Below are 16,423 nucleotides of genomic sequence, written 5' to 3' on the forward strand. Positions count from 1 at the left end.
AACGTTCGGCCGCCGGGCGCCCGGCGGACTCCGGCGGCCGAGTGCCTACATCGGGCCCAGCTGGGCGTTCAGATAGGTGACGACCTTGTCGAGGGCGATGCGCTGCTGGGCCATCGAGTCGCGCTCGCGGATCGTCACGGCCTGGTCGGTCAGCGTGTCGAAGTCGACGGTGACGCAGTACGGGGTGCCAATCTCGTCCTGGCGCCGGTAGCGGCGGCCGATGGCCTGGGAGTCGTCGTACTCGACGTTCCAGTGCCGGCGCAGCTCGGMGGCGAGGTCCTTGGCGACGGGCGACAGGTCGGCGTGGCGGGACAGCGGCAGCACCGCGGCCTTCACCGGGGCCAGCCGCGGGTCGAGGCGCAGCACGATGCGCCGGTCGACGCCGCCCTTCGTGTTCGGCGCCTCGTCCTCGTCGTAGGCGTCGAGCAGGAAGGCGAGCGTGGTCCGGTCGGCGCCGGCCGCCGGCTCGATGACGAACGGCGTGTAACGGGTGCCCGTCGCCTGGTCGAAGTACGACAGGTCGGCGCCTGAGCCCTTGGAGTGCGCGGTCAGGTCGAAGTCGGTGCGGTTCGCGATGCCCTCCAGCTCACCCCACTCCAGGCCGGCGAAGTTGAACCGGTACTCGATGTCGACCGTGCGCTTGGCGTAGTGGGAGAGCTTCTCCTTCGGGTGCTCGAAGTGGCGGAGGTTCTCCGGCTTGATGCCGAACTCGGTGTACCACTTCGTCCGCTCGGTGATCCAGTAGTCGTGCCAGGTCTCGTCCTCGCCCGGCGGCACGAAGAACTCCATCTCCATCTGCTCGAACTCGCGGGTCCGGAAGATGAAGTTGCCCGGGGTGATCTCGTTGCGGAACGACTTGCCGATCTGGCCGATGCCGAACGGCGGCTTGCGCCGCGCCGTCGACTGGACGTTGGCGTAGTTGATGAAGATGCCCTGCGCGGTCTCGGGGCGCAGGTAGGCCAGGCCCGAGGCGTCCTCGACCGGGCCGAGGAAGGTCTTGAGCAGGCCGTTGAAGTTCTTCGGCTCGGTGAACTTGCCCCGGGTGCCGCAGTTCGCGCAGACCACTTCGGACAGGTCGGTCGGCTTGCGGCCGTGCTTGGCCTCGAACGCCTCCTCGAGATGGTCGGCGCGGTAGCGCTTGTGGCAGTTCGTGCACTCGGTCAGCGGGTCGGTGAACACCTCGACGTGACCGGAGGTCTCCCACACCTCGCGCGCGAGGATGACGCACGAGTCGAGGCCGACCACGTCGTCGCGGCCCTGCACGACCGCCTTCCACCAGGCGCGCTTGACGTTGTTCTTCAGCTCCACACCGAGGGGCCCGTAGTCCCAGGACGCCCGCAGACCGCCGTAGATCTCACTCGACGGGAACACGAGGCCCCGCCGCTTGGAGAGGCTGACGATGGTGTCCATCAGGTCGGATGTGCCTGCCACGGACCCTGCTCCTTAACCACTGACGTCTCGTCGTCGAGGCGATGTACAGGGGTCCAGCCTACGGACTCGGACGGCCACCCGGTGACGGCCCGCGCCGGCACCGCGCCGGAGCGGGCCCGGCGTCCCCTGCCGGGCGCTCAGATCACGTCGAGGTCGAGGTACTCGGCGAGCCAGGCGCGCAGGCGCTCGCCGTCTACCAGCTCGAGGCGGTTCTTCGCCGCGAACYCCCAGGACGAGGGGCCGAAACCCGACGTCGTCACCAGGATCCCCTTGATCGCGTCCCGGTCGTGGACGGTGCCGGCGAGCTCGCGCACGTAGTGCGCCGCCACCGTGCGCTTCAGCCGCTTCACCGAGATCACGATGAGCCCGCTGGCGAGCGCGTCGTCGGAGCGCACCTCCACGTCGACGCCGCCGTCGCCGGAGCGCCCGGTGCGCTGGGTGTTGTAGCCCATCTTCGTGAACAGGTTCGCGACCAGCTGCTCGAAGTCGTACGGATCCATCGCCAGCAGGTCCAGCGGCGCCCGCCGCGCCGCCCTGGCCACGGGCCGGACGTGCAGCCGCCGGCTGGCGCCCGCCCAGCCACGCCGGCCGTTCGAGCCGTCATCACGGTCGTCGCCGCTGTCATCGCGGCCCCGGGCGCGCGCGCCGTCCCAGCCGCTGACCCGGCCGCCCGCGGCGCCCGCGGGGTCGGCGGGGTCGGCGGGGTCGGCGCCGGACTGGCGGGGCCAGGCCGGCCACGCCCCGGTCGGGGAGGCGACGATCGCGGTCGGGGCCTCGGACGGGTCGACGCCCCCGCCGGTCCCCCAAGGGGACCGCGGGTAGGGCCTGGTCGGGGCGATGGGCTCCGCCCTGCCCCCGGCCGGGCGGCGCGGCATCTCGGGCAGGGTGGGCGGCAGCGGGGCGGCGGGCCGGACGCGGACCTCCGGCGGCGCGGGCCGGACGGGGGCGACGGGTGCCTCCTCGACGCGGACGCCATGCTCGGTCAGCAGCGCCGCGGTACCCGCCTCCCAGCCCTGCGAGACCGCGCGGACCTTCCAGCCGCCGCCGCGCCGGTACAGCTCGACGAGCACCACGCAGCGCTCCGCGCCCTCGGCGGTGACCCGGTGGCTCACCGCCCAGCCGCCGTCGGTGCCGGGCCCGTCCCAGGCCGACTCGCCGGCCTCCTCGACGCGGACCCGCAGGCCGGCGTCGTCGGCGAACGTGCCGAGCCAGCCGTCGTCCAGACCGGCGGCCACGACCACCGCCTCGACGTCGTCCGCGAGGTCGCCGAGCGCGATCCGCACACGCCGGTCATCGACCTGCCACAGGCAGCCGTCCGCCGAGCGTCGCTGGTTGTAGAAGGCGAGGTCGCCGTCGTCGCGGACGCGCCGGTCGCCGGTCAGCTCGAGCGCGAACAGGTCCACGGCGTGGGCCGGCAGGCTCGATGCGAGCGACACCCGCGCCACCGGGCTCGGCACCGTGGTGTTCGCGCCCTTCGCGAGTTCCAACCACTCCCCCACGGTCGGGCCATATGGCGCGGAAACGGCCAGCTTAGGCAGCCTATCCGGGCCAAGGTCCCAAGTTCGGGGCGAATCCGGCGTCCTCCGTCGGCTCGCCGCGGCACCGGCGGGGCCGAGGCTGGCCCGCACGCCGACCGACTACCTTCCGCAGTCAGGCGCACACGGCTCAGCGCGCCCGAGCGGCCCTGAACCGAGACCGCCAGGGCTCCCGGCTGGCCCCGGCCCAGGTGTCCCGCCGGCATGCTGCGCGCGGAGGGCCCGCCGCGAGACGAACCGTGTCAGACCAGCATCCCTATAGACCACCTGAGCTGACACAGTTGACCAAGGCGGTGGGGAAGCGTGTCGGATGGGCTTGTCTATGGCAACGCTGGTCTGCCTCGGTTCGGCGTTGAGGCCGCCCGCGGGCGGGTCAGCGGCCGGGGGCGGCGCTGGCGGCGTCGGGGGCGAGGGCCGAGCCATAGCCGCTGGGGGCGGCCGCGGGACTGTCCTGACCGACGAGCACCTCGAACGCGCCCGGGGCGTCGACGGCGTGGGCCAGCAGCGGAGTCAGCTCCATCTTGACGTCGAACCGGCCCAGCGCCCGCCGCCAGGCACCCGGGCCGTCCCACTCGGTGACCAGCACCCACTCGTCCGGGTCGTCGACCGCGCGTGCGAGCCGGCCTGACCGGTAGCCGTCGGCCTGCCCCAGGGCGGTCAATGCCCGGCTCGCTCCCGCCGCGAACTCGCCGGCGGCGGCCGTCTCACCGGAGCCGGCCGGCAGCCGGAACCGCACGATCGCCAGCACGGGCGCCGCCACAGGACGGCGGGGCGGGACGGCCGGGACGGCCGGGACGGCCGGGACGGCCGGGACGGCCGGGCCCGGGTCGGCGGCGGGCTCGGCTCCAGGTCCAGGCATGTCAGGCACTGGCCGCGACGCCGCCGTACCGGCGGTCGCGGCGGGCGTAGTCCTCGCAGGCGGCCCACAGGTCCCGGCGGTCGAAGTCGGGCCAGAGGGTGTCGACGAACGCGAACTCGGCGTAGGCCGCCTGCCAGAGCAGGAAGTTCGACAGGCGCTGCTCGCCGGAGGTACGGATGAGCAGGTCGACGTCGGGCATGTCCGGCTCGTCGAGGTAGCGGGCGACGGTGCGCTCGTCGATCTTCTCCGGCCGCAGCAGGCCGTTCTTCACGTCCCGGGCGATGGCGGCGGYGGCGTCGGCGATCTCGGCCCGGCCGCCGTAGTTGATGCACATCGCCAGCGTGAGCCGGTCGTTGGCGTGGGTGCGCTCCTCGGCCTTCTCCAGGCGGCGGATGACGCTGTTCCACAGCCGGGGGCGCCGGCCGGCCCAGCGGACCCGCACCCCGAGCGCGTCCATGTCGTCGATGCGCCGGCCGAACACGCCGTCGACGAAGCGCATCAGGAAGGCCACCTCGTCCGGTGAGCGCTTCCAGTTCTCCGTCGAGAACGCGTAGACCGACATCCACCGGACGCCGAGCTCGATGGCACCCTCGACGCAGTCGAAGAGCGCGTCCTCGCCCGCCTCGTGGCCTTTCGTCCGCGGCAGCCCGCGCAGCGTCGCCCAGCGGCCGTTGCCGTCCATGACGATGGCCACGTGCTGGGGCACCAGCTCCTTCGGCAGCGTCGGCGGACGCGCCCCGGACGGGTGCGGATGCGGGTCCCGGCGGGGCCTGACCCCGCCATCCTGCAGGCTCACCGGAAGTCCACCTCCCCGCTGATCCAGCCCGATTCCGACGCGCATTGCCTCCCCCATCTTTATGCCTGGTCCTTGACCGTTCCCACCGGGGTGCCGCGCCGCCGACCACCGCCCGACCTCGGCCGGCTCTCGGCCTCGGCAGACTCCCGACCTCGGCAGACTCCCGACCTCGGCAGACTCCCGACCTCGACCTCGGCCTCGGCCTCGCCTGCCCACCAGTCCCCACCATTCAGTGTCGGCCGATGCGGTCGACGGCGCCGGCCAGCGGTCCGATACCGCCGTCACGCTCGTTCGAGGTGCGGCAGGGCGCGCAGTCCCCGTTCAAGATGCCACTGCAGGTAGGCGGCGACGAGCCCGGCCGCCTCCCGTCTCGTCCTGCTGTCGGTGACCTCGGCGCCAGCCCAGTCACCGTGCAGCAGGTCCGCGAGCAGCCCGACCGCGGCGAGCGACACCGACGCGGCCCCGTGCGGCCGGCACCGCGGGCAGACTATGCCGCCGCCGGCGACCGACACCGACGGGTGCGGGCCGGGCTCCCCGCAGTGGACGCAGTCGTCCAGCGCCATCGCGTACCCGCTGACCGCGAGCGCCCGCAGCAGGAACGCGTCCAGCACCAGACCGGACGGGTGCACGTCGGACGCCAGCGTGCGCAGGCCGCCGACGAGCAGCAGGAACAGCCGCAGCGCCGGCTCGCGCTCCTCGCTGGTCAGCCGCTCGGACGTCTCCAGCATGACCGCGGCCGCGGTGTGCCGGCCGTAGTCGCCCGCGAGGACGGCGCCGTACGGCCCGAGCAGATCGGCCTGGGTGACGGTGTCCAGGGATGAGCGCCCCTGGTGCAGCTGCAGGTCGACGTACATCGCCGGCTCCAGCCGGGCGCCGAACCGCGACGACGTGCGGCGCACCCCCTTCGCCACCGCGCGTACCCGGCCGTTACGTCGGGTGAACAGGGTGACGATCCGGTCTGCCTCGCCGAGGGGCATCGTGCGTAGCACAACACCCTCGTCGCGGTACACCGGCATACGTCCATGGTCGCATAGCCGCCCGGTTGGCCCACGGTTCGGCCCAGCCCGGCCCGGTCCGCGCGGTCCGCGCGGTCCGGGCTGCCACGTTCCGTGGCCGGCCCTGGGACGGCGGCCGACGGCCCGGGCTCAGAAGCCGAGGCGGCGCAGCTRCTTGGGGTCGCGCTGCCAGTCCTTGGCGACCTTGACGTGCAGGTCCAGGAAGACCGGGGTGCCCAGCAGCGCCTCGATCTGGCCGCGGGCTCTGGTGCCGACATCCTTGAGCCGAGCGCCGCGGGCGCCGATCACGATCGCCTTCTGGCTGGGCCGCTCGACGAAGACGTTGACGTGGACGTCGAGCAGCGGCCGGTCGGCCGGCCGGTCCGGGCGGGGCAGCATCTCCTCGACGACGACGGCGAGCGAGTGCGGCAGCTCGTCGCGCACGCCCTCCAGCGCCGCCTCACGAACCAGCTCGGCGACCATCACCCGCTCCGGCTCGTCGGTGAGCTCGCCGTCCGGGTACAGCGGCGGCCCTTCCGGCAGCCGCGCGACCAGCAGGTCGGCCAGCACGTCGAGCTGGAAGGTGGCCTCGTCGCCCCCGGCGGACCGCCGTCCCGGGACGGCGCTCACCGGGATGATCTCGGCGAAGTCGCCGAGGGAGGCGAGCTCGAGCAGCCGTGCGCCGAGCCGGTCCGGCTCGGTGACCCGGTCGGCCTTGGTGAGGATGGCGATGACGGGCGTGCGCTTCGGCAGCCGCGACAGCTCCTCGGCGATGAACCGGTCGCCGCGGCCGACCGGCTCGTCGGCGGGCGTGCAGAAGCCGACCACGTCGACCTCGGAGAGGGTGGCGCGCACGACGTCGTTGAGCCGCTGGCCGAGCAGGGTGCGCGGGCGGTGCAGGCCGGGGGTGTCGACGAGTATCAGCTGGGCGTCCGGCCGGTGCACGATGCCGCGGATCGCGTGCCGGGTGGTCTGCGGCCGACCGCTGGTGATCGCCACCTTGGTGCCAACCAKGGCGTTGGTCAGCGTCGACTTGCCGGCGTTCGGCCGGCCGACGAAGCACGCGAAGCCGGAGCGGAACGCCGGGCCCGCCACCTCCTCGGCGGGGGCGGACGAGCCGGTCATGGCCGGGGAGTCGCCGGGCCGGTGGCTGGTGGCCTGGCGGGGTCGCTCGGTCGGGAACGGGCGCGGCACGTCAGACCGTCGTCCTGGTACGGGCGACGCCGTCCGGCCCGGCGAGCAGGACCGGGACGCCGGCGCCGAACTCGGCGAGCACGGCAAGGTCGTCGGCGGCGAGCTGGTCCGCCTCCGACACGACCGCGGCGGCCTCGAACCGGCGGGCGCCGCTCGCGGCGGCGGCGGCGACGGCCGCGCGCAGCGCCGCGGTCACGAGCTCCGGGCGGGCATGCCCCACGGTGGCCGCGGCATACGTGCGCCCGTCGGTATCCCGCACGGCCGCGCCTTCGGCCCGCTCGCCGCGCGGGGTGTAGGCCCGCAGCCGGGCGGACCGCGCGAGCACCACCAGCTTGGCGTCCTCTGCGGCCAGCTCGCCGGTCACCGGTTCACCGGCCACCGACTCACCGGCCAGCATGATCTGGTTGGCCTCGCTGCCCATCGCGCTCGTCACCCTTCTCCCTGCCTGCCTCCCGGCCACCCGCCGTCCCCGCGTCCCGGCCGCCGGCCGAGCCGGCTGACCTTGCCGCGGGGCGACCGGCGGTGTCCGCCTCATCGCCGTCGTCCGGGCCGTCGGTGTCGGCGGCCACCCGGTGTACCACGACGGTACCGATCTGGTTGCGCCTGCCGGCGGCGCGTTCCGCGACCAGCGACAGCCCGCCGACCGTGGCCATCGCCCCCGGGATCGGCACCCGGCCGAGCGCGCTGGCCAGCAGCCCGCCGACGGTCTCCACGTCGTCGGACCCCGGCAGGTCGTCCTCGGCGACGCCGAACAGCTCCGCGAGGTCCTCGACCTCGAGCCGGGCGGTCACCCGGGCGGTGTCGGCGTCGAGCCACTCCACCCGCGGGACCGCGCTGTCGTACTCGTCGACGATCTCCCCGACGATTTCCTCCAGGATGTCCTCGATGGTGACCAGGCCCGCGGTGCCGCCGTACTCGTCGATCACGACTGCCATGTGGGTCCGCGACGCCTGCATCTCGCGCAGCAGGTCGTCGGCCGGCTTGCTCTCCGGCACGAGCGCCGGAGCGCGCATCACCGAGTCGACGGGCTCGCCGCCGCCGCCCGCGCGCTCGCGGCCGACAAGGTCCTTGAGGAAGGCGATCCCGACGACGTCGTCGACGCTCTCCCCGATCACCGGGATGCGGGAGAAGCCGCCGCGCAACGCCAGCGAGATGGTCTGTTCGACGGTCTTCGTCGACTCGATGAAGACCATGTCCGGGCGGGGCACCATGACCTCACGCACGAGCGTGTCCCCAAGTTCGAAGACGGAGGCGATCATATCGCGCTCCTCCGGCTCGATGACCTCGTTCTCCTCGGCGAGGTCGACGAGGTCGCGCAGTTCGGCCTCGGAGGCGAACGGACCGTCGCGGTAGCCCTTTCCCGGGGTGACCGCGTTGCCGAACGCGATCAGCAGCCGCGGCAGCGGGCCGAAGATCCACGCGAGCCTGACCGTGAGCCCGGCGCTGGCGAGCGCGACCGTGGGGGCGTGCTGGCGCCCGAGGGTGCGGAACATCACCCCGACGAGGACGTAGGAGATCAGCGTCGCGATCGCCGCGCCGAGGAACACCGCGGCGAACCCGGTGCCGTAGGCATGCGCCGCCACGATCGTGACGCAGGCCGCGGCGACCATCTCGCCGATGATCCGCAACAGCAGCAACAGCGCGAGGTACCGGCCCGGGTCCGCGACGACCGTCGCCAGCCGGCGCGCGCCCGGCCGGGAGTGGCGGACGAACTCCTCGACCGTGACCCGCGATACCCGGGTCAGCGCGGCGTCGACACCCCCCAGGGCGGCCGCGGCCAACGCTGCGACGACCGCCAGCAGGATGAGCGGCACATCCGCCGAGCTCATCGAGAAGCCCTTCTCATCGAGACGGCCCTCTTCGGGACGTCCTGTTCATCAGAATGCCCTGGACCGGATCCGTGACCCGGATCTTGCCCAGAGCGAGGAACGGCCTGGCGCAGGAGGCGTGGTACGGCGGGGAACGGTTGTTTCGCGCTCGGACCCCCCGTGCCCGGACGACCCCCGTGCCCGACCGGCTTGCTCAGCTGGTGGAGCCGGCGGCCTGCCCGGTGGCGTTGGCGGTCTCCCAGCGGGCCAGCAGGTCCTCCTGCAGGCGGAACATCTCGCGTTCCTCCGCCGGCTCCGCGTGGTCGTAGCCGAGCAGGTGCAGGATGCCGTGGGTGCACAGCAGGTGCAGCTCGCGCTGGGTCGAGTGGCCGGCGCTCGCGGCCTGGCGCCGGGCCACCTCGGGGCAGAGCACGACGTCGCCGAGCAGCGTCGTCGGGTCGGAGTCGGCCGAGTCGGCGTAGCTGGACTCGAACGCCTCGTCCTGCGGGAAGGCGAGCACGTCCGTCGGGCCGTCCTCGCCCATGTAGCGCACGTGCAGCTCGGTCATGGCCGCCGTCTCGACGAGCATGACGGACAGCTCGGCCAGCGGGTTGACCTTCATCCCGTCCAGCACGAACCGGGCGAGCGCGGCGAGCGCCACCTCGTCGACGTCGGTCTCGCCCGCCTCGTTGGCGATGAACACGGACATGTCGGTGCCTCTCCTAACCAGCGTTCGCGGCCGCGACGCCGCCGGTGCCACCGGCGCCGGCCGTCACCGGCGGTCCCCGCGAGCGGCCGCCCTGGCCGTGGGCCGGGAGCGCGGGGCGCCGGGCGGCGCCACCGGAGCCTCGCCGCCGCCGGCCGCGTCCCAGCGCGAGTACGCGTCGACGATCTCGCTGACGAGCCGGTGGCGGACCACGTCGGTGCTGGTCAGGTTCGCGAAGTGCACGTCCTCGATGCCGTCGAGGATCTCCCGGACCACCCGCAGCCCGCTGCGGGTGCCCGACGGCAGGTCGACCTGGGTGATGTCACCCGTGACGACGATCTTGGCGCCGAAGCCCAGCCGCGTCAGGAACATCTTCATCTGCTCGGCCGAGGTGTTCTGCGCCTCGTCGAGGATGATGAACGCGTCGTTGAGCGTCCGGCCGCGCATGTAGGCCAGCGGCGCGACCTCGATCGTGCCGCTCTGGATCAGCCGGGGGATCGAGTCCGGGTCGACCATGTCGTGCAGCGCGTCGTACAGCGGGCGCAGGTACGGGTCGATCTTCTCGTAGAGCGTGCCCGGCAGGAAGCCGAGCCGCTCTCCCGCCTCGACGGCCGGCCGGGTCAGGATGATCCGGTTGACCTTCTTGGCCTGCAGGTACTGCACCGCCTTGGCCATCGCCAGGTACGTCTTGCCAGTGCCCGCCGGGCCGATGCCGAACACGATCGTGTGCGTGTCGATCGCGTCGACGTAGCGCTTCTGGTTCAGCGTCTTCGGGCGGATCGTCCGGCCGCGGCCGGACAGGATGCTGAGGGTGAGCACCTCGGCGGGGCGCTCGTCGCCGCCGCGCAGCATCGCCAGAGAGTGGTCGATGTGCTGGGCGCTGAGCACCGTGCCGGCGTCCAGCAGCGCGGACAGCTCGGTGAACAGCCGGACGGCCAGGTCGTTCTCCGTCGGCTCGCCGGTGATGGTGATCTCGTTGCCGCGGACGTGGATGTCGGAATGCAGGGCCTGCTCGATGACCCGCAGGAGCTCGTCCTGCTGGCCCAGCAGACTGACCATGCTGTGCGGGCCGGGCACCACGAAACGGGTGACCGTCTGGGCGCCCTGGGACGCGGCGCCGGTGGAGGTGGCGGATTCGGGCATGAGGACGGCCACGATGGGCCGAGACACCTCTCGTCGGTCGTGCGTCTCGTCGGGCGCTGGGCTGGTCCGGCTAGGTGGTTCCGTGCGGGTCGCTTCGCGTGGGTCGCCCGGGCGCGTCTCGTTTCGAGACCCGCACGAACAACACATACGAGCTTCCAGGTCGAGTTTAGCCGTCCCAGCGACCCGTGGCCGCGAGCAGCACGGCGGCGGCGACCACGCCGGCCGTCGACGTGCGCAGCACGGTCGGGCCGAGCCGCACCGCCGTCGCGCCGGCCTTCTCGAAGGCGGCGAGCTCCTCGTCGGCGAGGCCGCCCTCGGGTCCGACGACCAGCACGATCTCGCCAGCTGGCGGCCATGGCTCGTGACGGCCGGGAAGCGCGGCCAGCGAGACGGCCGCCGCCTCGTGCAGCACCAGCGCGAGGCCGGCGGCGGCGAGCCGGTCGCGCACGGAGGCGGTGCGGGCGGGCTCGGCGACGGCGGGCCAGCGGGCCCGGCGGGACTGCTTCGCCGCCTCGGCGGCGGTGGCCGCCCAGCGTGCCCTGGCGCGCGCGCCGCGCTCGCCCTCCCAGCGCACGACGCTGCGAGCCGCTGGCCAGGGCACGATCTCGTCCACGCCCGCCTCGGTGAGCATCTCGACGGCGAGCTCGCCGCGGTCCCCCTTGGCCAGGGCCTGGACCACGACGAGCCGGGGCGTGGGCTCGGGAACGTCCGTCCGGCCGAGCACCCGGCAGTCGAGCTCGTCGCGACGCGCCGCGGCGACCTCGCAACGCAGCAGCGAACCGGCGCCGTTGGTGACGTCGAGCCGCTCCCCGACCCTGAGGCGCCGGACCGTCGCCGCGTGCCGCCCCTCCGGTCCGTCAAGCGTGAACGCGTCGTCGGCGGGCAGCGGCGCCAGGTGGAAGACCGGGGTGGTCGTCAAGTCTTGCGGCGGCCGCCGCGGCGGCGGTTGAACAGGCCGGTGGGGGTCGTTGCGGTGCTGACGACGGTCGGCTGCTCCTCGGCGCGCAGCCGGGACAGCTCTCGCAGCAGCCGCTCCTGCTCCGCGTCGAGCTTGACCGGCGTCTCGACCAGGACGTGGACGTGCAGGTGGCCGCGGCCGACACCGCGCAGGTGCGGCACGCCCCGCCCGGACAGCCGGATCGCCTCGCCGGGCTGGGTACCCGGCTTGAAGGTGATCGTCTCGGCCCCGTCGAGCGTCTCGATCGTCGCCGACGTGCCCAGCGCCGCGGCGGTCATCGGCAGCCGCAGCTCGCAGTGCAGGTCGTCGCCCTCCCGGGTGAAGACCGGGTGCGCCCGCTCCGAGACCTCGACGTAGAGGTCACCCGCCGGGCCGCCACCAGGGCCGACCTCGCCCTCGCCGGACAGCCGGATGCRCATGCCGTCGCCGATGCCGGCCGGGATCTTGACGGTGAGGGTGCGGCGCTTGCGCACCCGCCCGTCGCCGGCGCACTCGCGGCAGGGGTGCTCGATGACGGTGCCCGTACCCGAGCAGCGGGTGCACGGCCGCGAGGTGACCATCTGCCCGAGGAACGAGCGGGTGACCTGCTGGATCTCACCTCGACCGCCACAGGTCTGGCAGGTGGTCGGCGCGGTGCCGGGGGCGGCGCCGGAACCGGTGCAGATCTCGCAGACGACCGCGGTGTCGACCATGATGTCGCGGTTGGTCCCGAACGCGGTCTCGGCGAGGTCGAGCTCGATCCGCAGCAGCGCGTCGTTGCCGCGGCGGACCCTGGAGCGCGGCCCGCGGCTGGCGCCGCCGCCGAAGAAGGCGTCCATGATGTCGCCGAGGCCGCCGAACCCCGGGCCGAACGGTGAGCCGGCGCCGCCGCCACCGCCCGGGGCCAGCGGGTCGCCGCCGAGGTCGACGATCTGGCGCTTCTCCGGGTCGGAGAGCACCTCGTACGCGGCGGTCACGGTCTTGAACCGCTGCTGCGCCTCCGGGTCCGGGTTGATGTCGGGGTGGAGCTCCCGGGCGAGCTTGCGGTACGCCCGCTTGATCTCGTCCCCGGTCGCCTCACGGGAGACACCCAGAACCGCGTAGTAGTCCACTGCCATTTAGAAGCCCACCGCTAGAAGTCACGACCCCTTACTGATCCTGGAGACAACGGCCGTCGGGCGTGCAGTCGAAGATCATTTCGTGCGCCCTTCGGCTCTCGGTCGGCACCGCTGCCGCCGGGCGCGCAAGCAACGATCATTTTTGCACGCCCCTTGGCCTCAGTCGGCGCCCAGGAGTTCACCCACGTAGTTGGCCACGGCCCAGACCGCGGACATCGTTCCCGGGTAGTCCATCCGCATCGGACCGACCACTCCCATGCCACCGAGCGCCGCCGCCCCCCGGCCGTAGCCGGTCGCGACGACGGCGGTGGATCGCAGCGCGTCGACGTCGGTTTCGCGGCCGATGCGTACCGTAACGGTACCTGGCTCGCGAGCCCAGCCGATCAGCTTGAGCAGGACGACCTGCTCCTCGAGCGCCTCGAGGATCGCCCGCAGCGAGTCGGAGAAGTCCAGCGCCGAACGGGTCAGGTTCGCCGTGCCCGCGAGCGCGATCCGCTCCTCGTGCCGTTCGACCAGCGTCTCGATGAGGACGGTCGCCAGCGCCGTGAGCTGGGTGCGCAGCCCGGGGCCCGCCTCGTCCGGCAGGACGGCAGCGGCCTCGGCGGCGTCGGCGAGCCGCCGCCCGCCGAGCGCGCGGTTGAGCACGTTGCGCAGCTCGGCGACCGTGTCCTCGTCGAGCGGCTCGGCGACGTCGACGACCCGCTGCTCCACCCGGGCCGCGTCGGTGATCAGGACGATCAGCAGCCGCCCGGGGCTGATCTGGACGACCTCGATGTGGCGCACCCTGCTGGTCGTCAGCGACGGGTACTGCACGACGGCGACCTGGCGGGTCAGCTGGGCGAGCAGCCGGACCGAGCGGCGCACCACGTCGTCGAGGTCGACAGCGCCCTCGAGGAAGTTCTGGATGGCGCGGCGCTCCGCCCGTGACAGCGGCCGGACGCCGGAGAGCCGGTCGACGAACAGCCGGTAGCCCTTGTCCGTCGGGATGCGGCCCGCGCTGGTGTGCGGCTGGGTGATGTAGCCGTCCTCCTCGAGGGCGGCCATGTCGTTGCGAACGGTGGCCGGCGAGACCCCGAGCGCGTGCCGCTCGGCGAGCGCCTTCGAGCCGACCGGCTCGTTGCTGAGCACGAAATCCTCGACAATCGCCCGCAGCACTTCCAGGCGGCGTTCCTCGAGCACGTCGCGCACCCCCTCGGTGACCACCGGACCGGACACCACATACCCGGGGAGGTCCGCCGGGCCACGACGGCCCTGGCCTCCCGCGCCGCCGTGGCGGCCGGAGCGCGGGATCATCTGCGCGCCTCCTCCGCCGTCGAGCCATCGCCGGCGATCCGGCAGGAACCCCGGGTGACCGCGCCCGCGCGCACCCTGGTCATCCGCGCCGTCGTTGTTCGCATAGTCCATGGTGCGCATGTCGGGCCCGACGAGTTGCCAGATCGATCCCATCTGGCACTCCGTCGTCGCGAGTGCCAAGTCTAACGCGCACCGGCCTCTCGGGCGCTGGAGCGCCAGTCAGAGCTAGGGCAGGAGGGCGCGGACGACCGTGTCGGTCAGCAACCGGCCCTGCCGGGTCAGCCTGATCCGGCCGGCGGCGAGGCCCGCAGGGTCGACCAGGCCGGAGGCGACCAGCTCGTCGACGGCGGCGAGCCCGCCGGGTGTGAGCTCCTCGACCGGCAGGCCCTCGGCGAGGCGCACCCCGAGCATCACCCGCTCGACGCGCCGGTCGCCGGAGGAGACGGTCTCCCTGGCCTCGGCGGGGCTGCGGCCCGCGCGCAGGCGCTGGGTGTACTCGGTCGGGTGGCGGACATTCCACCAGCGCACCCCGCCGGCGTGGCTGTGCGCCCCGGGGCCGATCCCCCACCAGGTCGCGCCGCGCCAGTAGCCCAGGTTGTGCCGGCACCAGGCGTCCGGCCCGCTGGCCCAGTTGCTGACCTCGTAGGCGGTGAGGCCGGCGGCCCCGAGGATCTCGTCCGCCTGGATGTAGCGGTCGGCGAGCAGGTCGTCGTCGGGCTCGAGCAGCTCGCCCCGGCGGACGCGGCGGGCGAGCTTCGTGCCCTCCTCGACGGTGAGCGCGTAGGCGCTGACGTGGTCGGGGGCGAGCTCGACGGCGGCGGCGAGGCTCGCCGCCCAGTCCCGCTCGGACTCCCCCGGGGCGCCGTAGATCAGATCGATGCTGACCTGGTCGAAGCCGGCCTTGCGCGCCCAGTCGACGACGTCAGGGAGCCGGCCGGGGGTGTGCCGGCGGTCGAGGGTGGCGAGCACGTGCGGCCGGGCGCTCTGCATCCCGAACGAGACCCGGGTGAAGCCCCCGGCGCGCAGCTGCTCCAGCGCGGCCGCGTCGACCGACTCCGGGTTGGCCTCGGTCGTGACCTCGGCGCCGGGCCGCAGGCCGAACGTGTCGTCGACGGCGCCGAGCAGGGCCGCGAGGTCCGCCGGGGGCAGCAGGGTCGGGGTCCCGCCGCCGAAGAACACCGTGTCCACCGCCGGCGCACCGGCGCCGAGCACCTCGGCGGCCAGCCGGATCTCGGCGGTCGCGGTGGTGGCGAAGGTGGCCGCGCTCGCGCCGCCGCCGAGCTCGGCGGCGGTGTAGGTGTTGAAGTCGCAGTAACCACAGCGGGCCGCGCAGTACGGCACGTGGATGTAGATCCCGAACGCGTGCCGAGGGAGCTCGGCGAGCGCCGCGGCCGGCAGCGTGCCGTCGGCCGGTGGGGACTGGCCCTCGGGTGGCTTGGCGGACATGTCCTCCAGTGTGCGCCGACCCGCGGTGTCCCCGGCTGTACCTATCCGCCAAATACGCGCGGTTCCTGTAGGTTCCGCGTGGTCTTACCGCCTGGCCAGGTGGGCCCGGGGCCCGCCAGCCGCCGTCAGATGTTTATCAACGGTTGACGGGTGTTGCAGCCATGATGTGCGTGTCGTCGTGGCTTTGTCGCGATCCGTGCGGAAGGATCGGACATATGGACGAAGACGTCATGGATCTCCTCTTTGAGGCAGATCTGCTGGAGCAGGGCCTGGCGCTGCTGCCGCCGCGGACCAYCGAGTACCGCACCGGCACCGTCACGTACCCCCGGGCCGAGGAGCCGGCCACCCAGCCCATCCCGCTCCCGTTGGCACCGCCCCCCTCGTTCGCGTCCCCGGCGGTGGAGTTCTAGCTCCTGGGAGTTCTAGCTCCTGCCCGACCCCGATCGCGGCACCCGTGAGCCGATCGCGGCACCCGCGGGCCGACGCCCACCGCACGACAAAAGCCGGGACGCGGCCGCGTCCCGGCTTTTCGCGCCAGCCTCCGGTCTGGACCGGCTAGTGAAGCCGGTTCAGGAGCTGGTGAGGTTCAGGAGCTGGTGAGGCTGGCGTGCTGCTTGGCCATGGCCGACTTGCGGTTGGCGGCCTGGTTGGCGTGGATGACGCCCTTGCTGACGGCCTTGTCGAGCTTGCGAGAGGCGATCTGCAGCGACGTGGTGGCGGTCTCGACGTCACCGGCGTCGGCGGCCTCACGGAAGCGGCGCACCACGGTCTTCAGCTCGGACTTCACGGCCTTGTTGCGCAGCCGGGCCTGCTCGTTGGTACGAATACGCTTGATCTGCGACTTGATGTTGGCCACGCGGGGAAACCTCGTCGTCGAGTTGGGAGTAGCTCTTCGGTCTGGGTGCCGCGTCCAGGGTCTCACGCGGCGCGCGGTAGGACCCGATGCAGCGCAGTCAACCCTACAGCACCCATGACCTACGGTTACGCCGGGCCGACGCCGCCAGGACCGCCGGTCCGCTGTCCGGGGCCGCGCCGGGCCGCGGCGCGGCCGCCACATGGTGTCGCCGGCCACGCCACGGGTGCCGCGCGGTCCAGCCTCGCCCAGGATCCTGGCACGATGGAGGGGAGCCCGCGTCCGCGCGGGCGGACCACCGTCCGGCGC

Annotated in this window: 16 protein-coding genes; 1 reads left to right on the forward strand and 15 read right to left on the reverse strand. The window is 73.2% G+C overall.

From position 1 onward, the window contains the following. Positions 1 to 45: 45 nt before the first annotated feature. From BCD49_RS37140 to hemW, 14 genes are all read right to left on the reverse strand, one after another. Entirely contained in the window at positions 46 to 1,431 is a 1,386-nt protein-coding gene (locus BCD49_RS37140; protein WP_071042448.1) for a glycine--tRNA ligase, read from the reverse strand. Between the two features lie 137 nt (positions 1,432 to 1,568). Continuing rightward, positions 1,569 to 2,930, reverse strand: coding sequence for a restriction endonuclease (locus tag BCD49_RS37145; RefSeq protein ID WP_083401930.1), 1,362 nt, complete (start codon positions 2,928 to 2,930; stop codon positions 1,569 to 1,571). A 409-nt stretch (positions 2,931 to 3,339) separates the two neighbouring features. Then, on the reverse strand, positions 3,340 to 3,825 hold the full coding sequence (locus BCD49_RS37150; protein WP_007519803.1) for an antibiotic biosynthesis monooxygenase family protein: 486 nt from the start codon (positions 3,823 to 3,825) through the stop codon (positions 3,340 to 3,342). 1 nt (position 3,826) lies between these two features. Further along, positions 3,827 to 4,621, reverse strand: coding sequence for an isoprenyl transferase (locus BCD49_RS37155; protein ID WP_071042450.1), 795 nt, complete (start codon positions 4,619 to 4,621; stop codon positions 3,827 to 3,829). A gap of 281 nt (positions 4,622 to 4,902) precedes the next feature. Continuing rightward, entirely contained in the window at positions 4,903 to 5,637 is a 735-nt protein-coding gene (gene recO / locus BCD49_RS37160) for a DNA repair protein RecO (RefSeq protein ID WP_027141002.1), read from the reverse strand. A 129-nt stretch (positions 5,638 to 5,766) separates the two neighbouring features. Beyond that, the gene (era, locus tag BCD49_RS37165) at positions 5,767 to 6,711 is read right to left on the reverse strand and encodes a GTPase Era (protein WP_442960541.1); all 945 of its coding nucleotides are present in this window, start codon (positions 6,709 to 6,711) and stop codon (positions 5,767 to 5,769) included. A 100-nt stretch (positions 6,712 to 6,811) separates the two neighbouring features. Continuing rightward, positions 6,812 to 7,207 carry a cytidine deaminase gene (locus tag BCD49_RS37170; RefSeq protein ID WP_051467226.1) on the reverse strand — a complete coding sequence of 132 codons (396 nt, stop codon included), beginning with the start codon at positions 7,205 to 7,207 and terminating at the stop codon, positions 6,812 to 6,814. Continuing rightward, positions 7,194 to 8,639 carry a hemolysin family protein gene (locus tag BCD49_RS37175; RefSeq protein ID WP_007519795.1) on the reverse strand — a complete coding sequence of 482 codons (1,446 nt, stop codon included), beginning with the start codon at positions 8,637 to 8,639 and terminating at the stop codon, positions 7,194 to 7,196. The genes BCD49_RS37170 and BCD49_RS37175 overlap by 14 nt, the downstream gene beginning before the upstream one ends. Before the next feature lie 193 nt (positions 8,640 to 8,832). Beyond that, the gene (gene ybeY, locus BCD49_RS37180) at positions 8,833 to 9,327 is read right to left on the reverse strand and encodes an rRNA maturation RNase YbeY (RefSeq protein WP_007519793.1); all 495 of its coding nucleotides are present in this window, start codon (positions 9,325 to 9,327) and stop codon (positions 8,833 to 8,835) included. 63 nt (positions 9,328 to 9,390) lie between these two features. Beyond that, complete coding sequence (locus BCD49_RS37185) at positions 9,391 to 10,467, reverse strand: PhoH family protein (protein WP_071042457.1); 1,077 nt, start codon at positions 10,465 to 10,467, stop codon at positions 9,391 to 9,393. Between the two features lie 166 nt (positions 10,468 to 10,633). Then, the gene (locus BCD49_RS37190) at positions 10,634 to 11,386 is read right to left on the reverse strand and encodes a 16S rRNA (uracil(1498)-N(3))-methyltransferase (protein ID WP_007519787.1); all 753 of its coding nucleotides are present in this window, start codon (positions 11,384 to 11,386) and stop codon (positions 10,634 to 10,636) included. Then, positions 11,383 to 12,522 (reverse strand): molecular chaperone DnaJ, encoded by a 1,140-nt coding sequence (dnaJ, locus tag BCD49_RS37195; protein ID WP_071042451.1) that lies wholly within the window; start codon positions 12,520 to 12,522, stop codon positions 11,383 to 11,385. The genes BCD49_RS37190 and dnaJ overlap by 4 nt, the downstream gene beginning before the upstream one ends. A gap of 159 nt (positions 12,523 to 12,681) precedes the next feature. Further along, a complete protein-coding gene (gene hrcA / locus BCD49_RS37200; protein ID WP_027141005.1) occupies positions 12,682 to 13,701 on the reverse strand; it encodes a heat-inducible transcriptional repressor HrcA in 1,020 nt (339 codons plus the stop codon). Between the two features lie 339 nt (positions 13,702 to 14,040). Next, complete coding sequence (gene hemW / locus BCD49_RS37205; protein ID WP_007519781.1) at positions 14,041 to 15,261, reverse strand: radical SAM family heme chaperone HemW; 1,221 nt, start codon at positions 15,259 to 15,261, stop codon at positions 14,041 to 14,043. Between the two features lie 215 nt (positions 15,262 to 15,476). Between hemW and BCD49_RS37210 the strand changes: the two genes are divergently transcribed. After that, positions 15,477 to 15,671 (forward strand): hypothetical protein, encoded by a 195-nt coding sequence (locus BCD49_RS37210; RefSeq protein ID WP_071042452.1) that lies wholly within the window; start codon positions 15,477 to 15,479, stop codon positions 15,669 to 15,671. Between the two features lie 176 nt (positions 15,672 to 15,847). Here BCD49_RS37210 and rpsT read toward each other — a convergent pair whose 3' ends face one another. After that, on the reverse strand, positions 15,848 to 16,117 hold the full coding sequence (rpsT, locus tag BCD49_RS37215) for a 30S ribosomal protein S20 (RefSeq protein WP_007519777.1): 270 nt from the start codon (positions 16,115 to 16,117) through the stop codon (positions 15,848 to 15,850). Positions 16,118 to 16,423: the final 306 nt, after the last annotated feature.

The organism is Pseudofrankia sp. EUN1h (assembly GCF_001854645.1).
Taxonomy (GTDB): domain Bacteria; phylum Actinomycetota; class Actinomycetes; order Frankiales; family Frankiaceae; genus Pseudofrankia; species Pseudofrankia saprophytica.